Source organism: Gordonia rhizosphera NBRC 16068, from assembly GCF_000298195.1.
GTDB classification, from domain to species: domain Bacteria; phylum Actinomycetota; class Actinomycetes; order Mycobacteriales; family Mycobacteriaceae; genus Gordonia; species Gordonia rhizosphera.
In genome coordinates this window covers 1-11917 of sequence record NZ_BAHC01000022.1, presented here as the reverse complement: position 1 = coordinate 11917, position 11917 = coordinate 1, and the positions used below count along the sequence as shown (strand labels likewise).

Sequence of the window (11917 nt, the reverse complement as noted above, 5' to 3'; positions counted from 1 at the left end):
ATCTTCCGCGACATCGCCGAGCAGCTGTCCGGGCGCGGTGACCGGCAGACCCGCCGGTCCGGGGCGCTGGGTGAACCGACCGGGGCGTCGCGGGAGTGGGAGTTCGGTGACACCGACCCGTGGGACGTCACCCGCACGGTGTCGAATGCGGTGTTACGCACCATCTCCGAGAGTGACGAACCGTCGATGGTGTCGCGTGAGATGGCCCGTGACGGTGTCCGTATCGATGTGCGTGACGTCGAGGTCGCCGAAACCGAGGCGCGTACCCAGGCGGCGGTCGTCCTACTCGTCGACACCTCATTCTCGATGGAGATGGAGGGTCGCTGGACGCCGATGAAGCGCACCGCGATCGCGCTCAACCATCTGATCTCGACGCGGTTCCGTAGCGATGAACTGCACCTCATCGCGTTCGGACGGTATGCGCGCTCGATCGACATCGCCGAGCTGACCGGGTTGCAGCCCCGGATGGAGCAGGGCACCAACCTGCACCATGCGCTGTTGCTGGCGCAACGGCATCTACGTCGGTTCCCCAACGCGCAGCCCGTCGTGCTGGTGGTCACCGACGGTGAGCCCACCGCCCACCTCGACCCCAGCGGCGAACCGTTCTTCTTCTACCCGCCGCACCCGCAGACCATCGCGCTCACGGTGCGCGAGCTCGACCACGTGTCCCGCTTCGGTGCGCAGGTCACGTTCTTCCGGCTGGGGGAGGACCCGGGGCTGGCGCACTTCATGGACCAGATCGCGCGGCGCATCGGTGGCCGAGTCGTCGCGCCCGACGTGGACGGGCTCGGGGCGGCCGTCGTCGGGGACTACCTACGCAGCCGGCGGGGCCGTCGCGGTTAGACTCTCGGTCGCGTCGTGGATGTCGTGACAAGGGGCGGACGGCCTCACGGGCAAGCTGCCAGTCGAGCGCGGTGGGTCCGTCATCCTCGGTCATCGAGGATGACGGACCCACCACATCCCGAAGCTCATCGGGGCCGACCGTAGGCGATGAGGCGCGGTCAGCGGGTCACCGTGCGCCCGCGAATCCCGAGATAGGCGGCGATGAGCACGATCGCGACCACAATGCCGACGATGAACGGGATGACCTCCCACCCGCCGTTACTGTTCGAGTAGCCGAGGCTGTAGGTCAGCCACGACCCGATGAGCGAACCGACGATACCGAGCACGATCGTCATGATGATCCCGATGTCCTGCTTGCCGGGCATGAACAACCGGGCCAGTGCGCCGATGATCAAGCCGACGATGATTGCGCTGATGATTGTTCCGATCATGACCTCACCACTCCTTTTCAAGGGTCCGCGCGATCACCCGGTGTGATGCGCGTGTTTCACAGTTCTTGTCTCACCCAGACCTGCGCTTCGACGTCGGGCCTGTGCGTGGTCTAACCGCCACCGCCGGGCAGGCACCGGTACTCGACGTGGCGGGTGCCTCTTGGAGGCCACGCCGACCCCTCGCATTCGTTCGGCAATAGTGACACAAAATCTGCCTCGATGGAAGCAGATAACGTGACTTCAACCTGTCGGGTGATGGAGGTTATGCAGGTAGTTGTGCAAATCCGGGGCTGCTCGATCGGGAAATCTCCGGGCCGTGGACTAACGTGGAAACACGGTCCAGAAACGTTGGCCAAGTCTGTTCGTCCGCTGCGAGAGAATCGAGAACCGACCGTGCCGCGTAGACCTGAATTCACCGAGCGCTTTGCCGATGCGCTGCACGTGCTGGCGGTGGCCTCCGGCCGTCCGGCCGTGGTCGTCAACCTGGACGGCCATTACGCGTTGCGGGTCGACTTCGAATACAGCCGCTATCTGCTCGCCACGAACACCGATGCCGACGTGGGCCTCGTTGACACCGATGCCGAGACGTCCTGGCGGGTTCAGGTTTTCGCCGTGCGCGACAACCGGGGTGTCCTGGTCGGCGACCACAGTGCCGCGTGGCTGATCGACGCCTACGAAGAGGTGATCGGGGTCATTCCCACTCGGCCCGAGCTGTAGCAAACCGTGTGGAGATCGATTGCAGCGGATAACACTGGAACTCCACCGTAGAGAGAATCTATAGTAGTCCGTGCAGGTTTCTTGGAGCGCGCAAGATCGGTGAGGAGGACCGTGACCCGCCCGTCGCATGTACGAGCCGAGCAAGGTGTCTACGGCATCTCCGTGGCCGCCGAGTTGTCCGGAGTCGGACTGCAGACGCTTCGCCTGTACGAACGGAGGGCTCTCGTGCGACCCGGTCGCACCCAGGGTGGTACGCGCCGCTACAGCGACAACGACATCGCCCGTATCCGCCGCATCACCGACCTCGTCGAGGCGGGTATCAACCTCGCCGGGGTGAGCCGGATTCTCGATCTCGAGGACGAGAACGAGCAACTCAAGGTGCAGTTGCGCGCCAGTGCGCATCTCCCAGAACGCCAATCCAACTGATCCGAACTTCCCGTCGAAGTGCGCGTACGCTTCTGCGGCGCGCACTTCGCCCACCGGCGTCTCTGGATGATTCCTTCCCTGGTACGGCATGTCACGTGTTGTGGTGAACACCTTTTCAGGTACCCGGGTTGACAGAAAACAGTCCAGGAGGGTATCCATTTATCTATCGTCGAAGACATAGATTTTCTGACAAGGCAGGGAGTGTGATGAGCATCCGTCACGATGCCGTCAGTGATTGGGGATCGCCGGAGTCGCCTAATTGGGTCCCCGCGGACGAGCGGCCACCGCTACTTCTCGGACCGCATGGTGGTGTTGCGGTCGTCGCCATGCTGCTGCTGGGGATCGTCGCCATCATCATTATGTTCGGCGGGACATTCACGCGCTGACGACGACCACGCTCGCGGGTGTCGCCGTCCCGACCGAAATCAACGGTGGGCTCACATCGCGCTCCGTGGCCGACATGCGGCGTGTCCCGACCGCCCAGCCCCTCTTCGGCATCTGGTTGTGGCAGGGCTGTCGGAGAGCGATAACCCCAGCCGACGACGCCATCAACCCGAAACAGAAAGCAATCATGCGAGAATTTTTGTGCCGCAGATGTGGTCAACGTCTGTCCTTCGAGAACAGTCTGTGCCTGAATTGTCAAAGCCCACTGGGACTCTCACTGCGCGACCGCGCCATCGTCGTCCTCGACGACTCAGAGCAGATCGACATCGACGGTCGGACGATGCGTCGGTGTGCGAATTCGTCGACTGCCCAGTGTAATTGGCTCGTCGATGTCGACGATCTCGGTGAGCTGTGTGAATCGTGCCGTCTCACCCGGACGCGTCCTTCCGACTCCGACCCCGAGGCCATGGAGGCATTCGGGCAAGCCGAAGCCGCCAAGCGTCGCGTCGTGTTCGAGCTGTCCGAGCTCGGGCTGCCCCTCGTGGGGCGAAGCGACGATCCGGCGACCGGACTCGCATTCGATTTGCTCTCCAGCGCAACGCAATCGGTCATCACCGGCCACGACAACGGTCTGATCACGCTGGATCTGGCCGAAGGTGACGACGTGCATCGCGAGCAGATGCGTGTCGAACTCGCCGAGCCCTACCGGACGCTCCTGGGGCACTTCCGTCACGAAATCGGGCACTACTACCAGTTGGTCCTCATCACCGACGACAAACGTCCTGACTTCGAGAGGCTGTTCGGCAATCCCGACGACGACTATCAGGCGGCACTGGACCGCCACTATTCGCAGGGTGCGCCCGCCGGCTGGCAGGACGAGTTCGTGTCGTCCTACGCCACCATGCACCCGGCGGAGGATTTTGCCGAGACCTTCGCGCACTATCTGCACATCCGCGACACCCTCGACACCGCGGCGGCGTTCGCGATGGCGCCGGCGAACACGAGTCTCGCCGGCAATGAACTCGACGGGGATGTGGGATTCGATCACATCGTCGACCGCTGGCTCCCTCTGACCTGGGCGTTGAACCAGATCAATCGGTCGATGGGCCACCCGGATCTGTATCCTTTCGTCCTCGCCGAACCGGTCCTCAGGAAGATCCGGTATGTCCACACCCTGATCGCACCGGGGAACATCCCGGCCACCGACTCCCCGCGAGGACAGGCGAGACACAAGGTCACCGGCCGTCTCCGCGGTGCGATGACCCGACGAGGTCGATGAGGTCACGCACCCTGATCGGCGGGTGAGGTGTCTTGGGGGGCGACACCGCGCCGTGAGCTCGGCACGAGGACTGATCGACAGCGGTGGTGCGCGGTCAGACCACTGAGTCTCGTCGCCTGGTGGTCTGACGCGGCGCAGAGCACTACCCTCGGAACCGTGACGACCCCGGACAACCTGCCGGCGCCCGACGATCGTCGGGCGCGCCTGCGTGCTGCCGACGCCGATCGTGAGCTCGTGCACCAGATCCTGTCGGCGGCGATGAGCAAGGGCAACCTGTCGATGGCCGAGTTCGAGGAACGATCCGGAAAAGCCATGGTCGCCAAGACATTCGGTGATCTCGACGAATTGACCGACGATCTGCCGGTGGGGCAGCTCGGTGTGCCGATGCCGTTTGTCGGCGAACCGTCGGGCAGCCGTGTCAGTCCCGGATCGGGCCGTCAGCCGGTGCGGCAGCGGTTCGCGCTCATGTCCGGGGCGGAGGTGCGCGGCAACGTCGCGGTGGCCGACACGTTCACCGCGACAGCGTTCATGGGGGCCGTCGAGATCGATCTGCGTGACGCCGAGTTCACCGCGCCCGTGCTCACGATCCGATGCTTCGCGCTGATGGGCGGCGTGGAGGTGATCGTGCCGCCGGACGTCGCGGTGGAGATCGGCGGCTGGGCGGTCATGGGTGGCTTCGGTGGTCGCGCCACCGGACCAGGGGCGCCGGGCACGCCGACAGTCCGGGTCGTCGGGTTCGCGTTGATGGGGGCCGTCGATGTCAAGCGCAAGGACCGGATCCCGCCTGAGGGGGGTCGAGCGGAGGTATGACGCCGGACCGCCTTCGAGTCGCCGATCGGTGACGCGTTCACGCCAGCAGGAACGCGATCACGGCGATCGCGGGAATCGATCCCAGGGTGGTGATCAGTGCGGTGTCGCGGGCCATGATCTGCGCGCGCCGGTAGCGGGTCGCGTACACCAGTACATTCTGCGCCGTCGGCAGGGCGGCGATGACGACCTGCGCGAACAGGTCATGCCCGCTCTGACCGAAACCCCATCGGGCCACGACGTACACCGACGCCGGCATCACGACGAGTTTCAGCACGCTCGCGAGCGCGATCTGTCGGCGGGGACTCTGACCCTTCTTGAAGACCGCGACACCGGTCAGGGACAGTCCGAACGCGAGCAACGCACCCGGGACCGACGCGTTGCCGAGCATCTTCATCGGCTCCATGACCGCGGCAGGCGGCTGCCATCCGATCGCGGAGATGGCCAGCCCGGTGATGCCACCGAGCAGGATCGGGTTGGTGAGGGGCGTGACGATCGCGTCGCGCAGCGTCGTCTCACGCGAGGCATGACCGAGCGCGGGGTCGGTGACGGTCAGGTCGAGGGTGATCAACGCCATCGGGGAGTAGAGCAGGATCTGAAACAGCAGGAGCGGGGCGATGAACGACGCGTCATCGAGGACGAAGATCGCGATCGGCAACCCGAGGTTGACGCTGTTGACATACGACGACGCGAGGGCGCCGATCGCGAGTTCGGGGATCTCGATCCGGAGCCACAACCGGGCGACGACCAGGTAGATCGCGCCGATGGTGAGTGCGCTGCCGCCGGCGATGATCAGCGTCTTGGAGAAGATCACCGACAGGTCCGACGTCACCAGCGAGTGGAACAGCAGAGCCGGGGTGCACACGAAGAACACCAGCCGTGAGAGCACCTCGTGGGCGGCGTCGCCGAGGACGTGCGTACGGCCGAGGAGATAGCCGATCCCCACCACGATGAAGATGACGGTGAAGCCTGAAACCACTCCTGACACCGCACGAGTGTATTCATTACTCTGGACAGCACATTCGCTGGCGTCCGCAGCTCGGAGAGAGGGGGTGTGATGGCCCACCCGCCCGGTGAACCGGATCGTGCCTCCTCCGACGACGAGTGGTCGTCGTTGCCGCCGGCGAGCCCCTATGACTTTCCCGGCATGACCGCCCCCGGCCCGCAGGTGCCGTCGACCGGTCAGTCGCCCTACGGTCCGCCCGCGCCCTACGGCCAACCGCCCTATGGTCCAGCGCCGTACGTCACACCGATGCCGATGGGGTACGCCGTCTCGGCGTCCCGCGCCACCGATGGGCGCGCAGTCGCGTCGTTGATCTGTGGTGTCCTGTCGCTGGTGCTCGCCTTTATGTGTCTCGGCCTGGCGATACCGGTGCCTATCGTCGCCGTCATGTTGGGGGTGCTCGCGCGCCGTGACATCGCCGCGTCCGGCGGTCACACCGCCGGGTCGGGCATGGCGTTGGCCGGCATCGTCACGGGGGCCATCGGGACTACCGTGAGTCTGTTGTTCCTCATCTTCTTCGGGATGGCCATCGCCAATGCTGCCGAGGTCGCCCCGGGATGAGCGTTCACTACGCTTGGACAGTGGGACGGACGTCTCACGACGTGAATCCAACCCGCCGGCGCGCCACACACGGTGGCGCCGGTCCAATGGTCGGAGAAAGGATGCCTCGATGACAAATCCCAGCGACCCCGGTTCGAACCCGCCGGACGATTCGGCGTCTGGCGAACCCGCGGACTCGTCGTCGACGCAGCCCCCGTCCGGCGATTCCCAGACCGGATCGTCCCCCTACGGCTCCCCGCCGTCCTACGGTCAGACGCCCGACTACGGTTCGACGCCGCAGTACGGTTCGACGCCGCAGTACGGTTCGACGCCGCAGTACGGTTCGACGCCGCAGTACGGTTCGACCCCGCAGTACGGTTCGACCCCGCAGTACGGTTCGACGCCTCAATATGGCCAGACGCCGGAGTCCGGCCAGACACCCCAGTACGGCCAGACACCTGAGTCGGGTTCGACTCCGCAATATGGCCAGACACCTCAGTACGGCCAGACACCTCAGTACGGCCAGACGCCGCAATATGGCCAGACGCCGCAGTACGGCCAGACACCGGAGTCGGGTTCGACCCCGCAATATGGCCAAACGTCCGACTACGGCTCGACCCCGCAATACGGCCAGACACCCGACTACGGTCAGACACCGCAATACGGCACGGCGCCTCAGTACGGCACACCTCCCCAGTACGGCGGGCAGTACGGCGCGACACCCCAATACGCCGCCGGCGGTTACACCTATTCGCGCCAGACCAACGGCAAGGCGATCGCGTCGCTCATCTGCGGCATCGGATCGTTCGCCGTGTGCCCGGGCATCCTCGGTGTGGTCGCAGTGATCCTCGGCAACTCCGCCCGCGACGAGATCGCCGCGTCGGCGGGGACCCAGGAGGGCGACGGCATGGCCAAGGCCGGCGTGATCCTCGGGTGGGTCTCGATCGCGCTGGTTGTCATCGTCCTGGTGATCATGGTGATCGCGCTGATCTTCGCAGCGAGCTCGTCGGCGTAGGTGTCCTCGACGATGCGCCGACGTCGCGTATCGTGCGGCACCGTTTTGGAGCTTCGGGCCTCGGCCCGGTAGTCTGGTGAGGTTGTGTGCCGCGCCCGACCGGCTTCGACGCCATGACCGGGCGGGCACACTGATCGGCGGGACCCCTCGACGCCACCACGTCGGGAGGTCCCCACAGACTTACACGTAGGAGAAGGGCTCAACCATGGCTGTACCCAAGCGCCGGATGTCGCGGGCGAATTCCCGCAGCCGTCGTTCGCAGTGGAAGGCGGACAACCCGGCACTGCAAGAGGTGAAGGTGAACGGCGTCGCGCAGCGTATTCCGCGTCGCTACGTCAAGGCTGCCAAGGCCGGCGTCATCGATCTCGATCGCCGCTGACCCTCCTGTAGAGACCGGTACCGACGACACGTCGGTAACCGGGAGCATTCCACCGACGACCGCCTCGGGTTCACCCGAGGCGGTCGTTGCGCTGCTACGCCGGCAGAGGCATTCACATGAGGTGGAAGTCCGCTGGAGGGGGCAGTGGACTCCTGGGTCGAGCGCAACCACGTCGGGTCCTCCTACTCGATCTGTCCCACCGACGTGCCGTGCCCGGGTGTCGCCTCTGACACCATGATCGGGTGCTGCAAGAGATCCTCAATGACGTCGGAATCGCGGTCTTCGCCGCGTCGGGTGCTCTCCTCGGCGTCCGGAAGGACTTCGACCTCTGGGGCATCCTCACCGTCGGCGCCCTGACCGGTGTCGGCGGAGGCATTCTCCGCGACGTCCTGCTGGGTATCACACCGCCGACGTCGGTCCAGCACTGGTTGCCGATCACGATCACGCTGGCAGCCAGCCTGATCGTGTTCACCTTCCACCCCACATTCGCGCAGCTGCGCCGATCCGTCCTGATCCTCGACGCCGTCGGTATGGGTCTGTTCGCCACGAGCGGTGCCGGCATCGCGATCGACCACGACACCAGTGCTTTCGCGGCGAGTATCGTCGGCCTGCTCACCGCCGTCGGCGGCGGAATCCTGCGTGATGTCCTCGCCAACGAGATCCCACTGCTGCTCCAGCCGGCCGACCTCTATGCCGTGCCGGCGCTGCTCGGCGCCACCATCGTCGGTATCTGTGGCACCTACACAACGGTGCCCGTCTGGTTCTGGCTGATCATCGGGACGGTGGTGGCCACCGCGCTCAGGCTCGTCTCGCTGGTGTTCGGATGGCGTCTGCCGACCGCTCCTCCGGGCAGACGCGGGCACCACGCCCGAGCGTGAGAGCGATCGTGGTCCGGTCGTACCAAACCCGGCGAACCGATGGCCGCGAGCCGTCGCGTCGCTTATGTTCGTCGCGTGGGTGGGGTAGGAGCTCGTTTTTCCCGTGTCCGAGGGCCGGCCGTCGGAGTGCTCGTGGCTGTCGTCACGCTGCTGGTGTTCGGTACGGCTGTGCCGGCGCGGGCCGCGACCGACGTCGGCCGCGGCGCGGGCAGCGTCACGCAGGCCTACCTGCTGGGAGCGACGCCCGGGGCTCCGGTCGTCCTGCACGACGCCGACGGCGACGTGGTCGGATCCGGTCGAGTGGACCGGCTGGGCTCGTTCCTGGTGCGTGAACTCCCGCCGGGCCCGGGCTACCGGTTCGAGGTGGATGGTGAACCGGGCAACGCCTTCGCCGTCCTCGACGGTGTGACGCCGCCCCCGTCGTCGTTGTATCGGCAGACGTTGCGGCCGGGACTGAACTACATCCGGGTAAGGGACGGGGTGACGTTGGCGGCCGTGGTCCGCCTGCCGGTGGGCAAGACGATGGCCGACGGCCCGTTTCCGACGGTGATCGAATACTCCGGCTACCAGATCGCGGCACCGCACGATTACGTGCTCGGTGCTCTCGGTGCGCTGGCTCGACACCCCGATCCCATCGCACCCTCGACGAGCACGGTGCTCGGCGGTCTGGTCGCACCCACGGCCGGGTTCGCCACCGTGAACGTGCAGATGCGGGGCAGCGGCTGTTCCGGCGGCGCGTTCGACCTGTTCGACTATCCGACGATCTACGACGGGTACGACGTCGTCGAAACCGTCGCGCGCCAACCCTGGGTCGCCCATCACAAGGTTGGGATGGTCGGCATCTCGTTCTCCGGGATCTCCCAGATCGCGGTCGCGGGCACCCGGCCGCCAAGCCTGGCGGCGATCGCCCCGCTCAGCATCACCGACGATCTCTACTCGACCGGCTTCCCCGGGGGCATCTTCAACACCGGGTTTGCCAATTCGTGGATCACCGAACGCCAGGCCGACGCGCGCCCCGCACCCGCCGGCGGTCAGCCCTACGCCCGTGAACTGGTCCGCAGCGCTGACCGGGTCTGCGCCGCCAACCAGCGACTCCGGTTGCAGACCCAGGACGTGAAACAGCTCATCGCGTCGAATCCGACTCGGACGCCGTCGCTGTTCGACCATCGCGCACCGGCCGCGTGGGCGTCGCGGATCGAGGTGCCGGTGTTCCTGGCCGGAGCCCTGCAGGACGAGCAGACCGGACCGCAGTGGACGGCGATCATCGAGCGGCTACGCGGTAACCCGAATGTCTGGGTGAAGGCGGTCAACGGCGCCCATATCGACTCCTTGGATCCGCAGATCCTCGGACCGTGGAACGAGTTCCTCAACATTTTTGTGGCCCAACGTGTTCCGCGCGCCAATCCCGCCCTGACGGCGCTGATGACAGTGGTCTACGAGGTGCAAACCGGAACTCCCGGCAGGCTGGTGGTGACCTCCCGATTCGCCGATGCACCGTCGGTGGCCGCCGCCCGTTCGGACTTCGCTCGGGATCCGCGGGTGCAGGTCTTCTTCGGTTCCGGCACCGATACGTCGGTCGCCGGTGGACCGGGTAGTGTGTCGGCGCCGTGGTCGGCGGGATTCGGTGCCTGGCCGCCGGTTTCGGCCGGAACCGGAACCCGCCTGTTCCTCGGCGCCGGTGGTCACCTGACGTCCGCACCGAGTGCGTCGTCGTCGGTGTCCTTCCGGCCGGACCCGGCGGCGCGACCCGTGGGCACACTGGACGTCGTCGGCGCTTCGCCACTGCCCTGGCTGGCGCTCCCGCCGTACAACTGGGCACCGGTCCCGGGTCGGGCCGGGGTGAGCTTCCTCAGCGCACCCCGCGTCACCGATGCGGTCGCGGTGGGCCCGGCGAGTCTCGATCTCCGGCTCGCGTCGTCGGCGCCCGACACCGACCTGCAGGCGACCATCTCCGAGGTCCGTCCCGACGGCCGGGAGACCTACGTGACGTCGGGGTACCTGCGCGCCTCCCTGCGTCGGGTGAATTCGGCTGCGACACCGCTGAATCCGACGCGGGACTGGATCGATCCGCAACCGCTGGCGCCGGGCTTCCAGACGGTGCGGATCGCTCTCGATCCGATCGCCTATCCTTTCCGGGCGGGGTCGCGCATCCGGGTCACGATCACCGCGCCCGGGGGAGACCGCCCCTCATGGCGCTTCGGCACCCCGCAGACCGGTGGGCGGGTCGTCGACACGATCGCCCTCGGCGCCGGCGGGTCGTCGCTGGTGTTGCCGATCGTGCCCGGACTGCGGGCCGCGGTCCCGCTCGGTGCCTGCGAGGGCCTGCGGGGTCAGCCGTGCCGGCCGTACATCCGCACGTTCAACGGGGGTTGACCGCGCGCTCAGCCCTGCGCGAGCAGCTTGTTGATCTGACGGGACGCGAAGTTGGGGGCGAACTTCGCGACGTTGGCCAGCACCGTGGTCGGCATGCCCACCGAGTAGGAGGTGCGGTGCATGCGGCGGTCGCGCGGCGTGGGATGCACACTCTCCCAGACCTTGTCGGCGACCTGCGACGGTGTGATCCGGACGCCGAGGGTCTTGGTGGTCTTGGCGTCGTTGTCGGCGAGGGAGGTCTTGGCCCACAGCGGCCAGATGCCGACGACCCGGATGCCGTACGGCTCCCATTCGAGTTCGAGCGCCTCGGTGAGGCCGGCGACGTAGAACTTCGACGCGCTGTAGGTCGCGATGTCGGGCTGACCGTAGATCGCCGACGCAGAGGCGATGTTCACCAGATGGGAGCCGGGGGTCGCCCGCAGATACTCGAAGGCAGCCTGCGCGCCGAGCGTCACGCCGAGCACGTCGATGTCGATCTGGCGTTTGACGGCGTCGGCAGAGATCTCGTCGAGCGGACCGGCCACCAGAATGCCGGCGTTGTTGTCGAGGACGTCGAGGCGACCGCCCGTGTTAGAGGTGAAATCAGCAAGGGCGTCGGCCCACTGCTTCGGGTCGCGGACGTCGAGTTCGCCGACCACCCACCCCGGGTGATTCGCCGCCACCTTCGACAACGCGTCGGTGTCCACGTCGTAGACGCCAACGGTCCACCCCTCGCGGTCGAAACGTTCGGCGGTGGCGAGTCCGATGCCTGCCGCGCCGCCGGAAATGAAGATCGATGGCATGTTCGTCCCCCTGTCTTCGGCCTGTTCGGCCGGTATTTTTTCGAACTTACCGGCCAGTAT

General features: G+C 66.4%; 14 protein-coding genes. 11 read left to right on the top strand and 3 right to left on the bottom strand.

Translation table 11 applies throughout. The features are described 5' to 3' along the window. On the top strand, window positions 1-843 hold an 843-nt coding region (locus tag GORHZ_RS01850), incomplete at its 5' end, for a vWA domain-containing protein (protein WP_006329847.1). A gap of 158 nt (window positions 844-1001) precedes the next feature. On the opposite strand, the gene GORHZ_RS01845 is transcribed toward GORHZ_RS01850, so the two are convergent. Next, window positions 1002-1274 carry a GlsB/YeaQ/YmgE family stress response membrane protein gene (locus tag GORHZ_RS01845; RefSeq protein WP_006329846.1) on the bottom strand — a complete coding sequence of 91 codons (273 nt, stop codon included), beginning with the start codon at window positions 1272-1274 and terminating at the stop codon, window positions 1002-1004. Window positions 1275-1493: 219 nt separating this feature from the next. Between GORHZ_RS01845 and GORHZ_RS01840 the strand changes: the two genes are divergently transcribed. The 5 genes from GORHZ_RS01840 (at window position 1494) to GORHZ_RS01815 (ending at window position 4890) form a co-directional block, all read left to right on the top strand. Next, a complete protein-coding gene (locus GORHZ_RS01840) occupies window positions 1494-1991 on the top strand; it encodes a hypothetical protein (protein WP_157205024.1) in 498 nt (165 codons plus the stop codon). A 111-nt stretch (window positions 1992-2102) separates the two neighbouring features. After that, window positions 2103-2417, top strand: a complete 315-nt coding sequence (locus GORHZ_RS01835; RefSeq protein ID WP_006329841.1) for a MerR family transcriptional regulator — start codon at window positions 2103-2105, stop codon at window positions 2415-2417. Window positions 2418-2623: 206 nt separating this feature from the next. Further along, window positions 2624-2803 (top strand): hypothetical protein, encoded by a 180-nt coding sequence (locus tag GORHZ_RS01830; protein WP_006329839.1) that lies wholly within the window; start codon window positions 2624-2626, stop codon window positions 2801-2803. Between the two features lie 185 nt (window positions 2804-2988). Next, window positions 2989-4080, top strand: coding sequence for a zinc-binding metallopeptidase family protein (locus GORHZ_RS01820; RefSeq protein ID WP_006329837.1), 1092 nt, complete (start codon window positions 2989-2991; stop codon window positions 4078-4080). A 156-nt stretch (window positions 4081-4236) separates the two neighbouring features. Beyond that, complete coding sequence (locus tag GORHZ_RS01815; protein WP_006329835.1) at window positions 4237-4890, top strand: DUF1707 SHOCT-like domain-containing protein; 654 nt, start codon at window positions 4237-4239, stop codon at window positions 4888-4890. Between the two features lie 37 nt (window positions 4891-4927). Here the strand turns inward: GORHZ_RS01815 and GORHZ_RS01810 are convergent, their stop codons facing one another. Next, window positions 4928-5875 (bottom strand): AEC family transporter, encoded by a 948-nt coding sequence (locus GORHZ_RS01810; protein WP_006329833.1) that lies wholly within the window; start codon window positions 5873-5875, stop codon window positions 4928-4930. Between the two features lie 69 nt (window positions 5876-5944). Here GORHZ_RS01810 and GORHZ_RS01805 point away from each other — a divergent pair, with 69 nt between their 5' ends. From GORHZ_RS01805 to GORHZ_RS01785, 5 genes are all read left to right on the top strand, one after another. Continuing rightward, entirely contained in the window at window positions 5945-6451 is a 507-nt protein-coding gene (locus GORHZ_RS01805; RefSeq protein ID WP_006329831.1) for a DUF4190 domain-containing protein, read from the top strand. A 109-nt stretch (window positions 6452-6560) separates the two neighbouring features. Continuing rightward, window positions 6561-7445, top strand: coding sequence for a DUF4190 domain-containing protein (locus GORHZ_RS01800; RefSeq protein WP_006329830.1), 885 nt, complete (start codon window positions 6561-6563; stop codon window positions 7443-7445). A 205-nt stretch (window positions 7446-7650) separates the two neighbouring features. After that, window positions 7651-7824, top strand: coding sequence for a 50S ribosomal protein L32 (gene rpmF, locus GORHZ_RS01795; RefSeq protein WP_006329829.1), 174 nt, complete (start codon window positions 7651-7653; stop codon window positions 7822-7824). 242 nt (window positions 7825-8066) lie between these two features. Continuing rightward, the gene (locus GORHZ_RS01790; RefSeq protein WP_006329828.1) at window positions 8067-8702 is read left to right on the top strand and encodes a trimeric intracellular cation channel family protein; all 636 of its coding nucleotides are present in this window, start codon (window positions 8067-8069) and stop codon (window positions 8700-8702) included. Window positions 8703-8834: 132 nt separating this feature from the next. After that, complete coding sequence (locus tag GORHZ_RS01785) at window positions 8835-11075, top strand: CocE/NonD family hydrolase (protein WP_006329827.1); 2241 nt, start codon at window positions 8835-8837, stop codon at window positions 11073-11075. Window positions 11076-11083: 8 nt separating this feature from the next. Here GORHZ_RS01785 and GORHZ_RS01780 read toward each other — a convergent pair whose 3' ends face one another. Then, the gene (locus GORHZ_RS01780) at window positions 11084-11857 is read right to left on the bottom strand and encodes an SDR family oxidoreductase (protein WP_006329826.1); all 774 of its coding nucleotides are present in this window, start codon (window positions 11855-11857) and stop codon (window positions 11084-11086) included. Between the last annotated feature and the right edge of the window lie 60 nt (window positions 11858-11917).

Coding starts and splice junctions, on each gene's coding strand:
- GORHZ_RS01840 (WP_157205024.1), top strand. CDS start 1,494: ATGGAAGCAGATAACGTGACTTCAACCTGTCGGGTGATGGAGGTTATG.
- GORHZ_RS01820 (WP_006329837.1), top strand. CDS start 2,989: ATGCGAGAATTTTTGTGCCGCAGATGTGGTCAACGTCTGTCCTTCGAG.
- GORHZ_RS01780 (WP_006329826.1), bottom strand. CDS start 11,857: ATGCCATCGATCTTCATTTCCGGCGGCGCGGCAGGCATCGGACTCGCC.
- GORHZ_RS01800 (WP_006329830.1), top strand. CDS start 6,561: ATGACAAATCCCAGCGACCCCGGTTCGAACCCGCCGGACGATTCGGCG.
- GORHZ_RS01830 (WP_006329839.1), top strand. CDS start 2,624: ATGAGCATCCGTCACGATGCCGTCAGTGATTGGGGATCGCCGGAGTCG.
- GORHZ_RS01845 (WP_006329846.1), bottom strand. CDS start 1,274: ATGATCGGAACAATCATCAGCGCAATCATCGTCGGCTTGATCATCGGC.
- rpmF (WP_006329829.1), top strand. CDS start 7,651: ATGGCTGTACCCAAGCGCCGGATGTCGCGGGCGAATTCCCGCAGCCGT.
- GORHZ_RS01805 (WP_006329831.1), top strand. CDS start 5,945: ATGGCCCACCCGCCCGGTGAACCGGATCGTGCCTCCTCCGACGACGAG.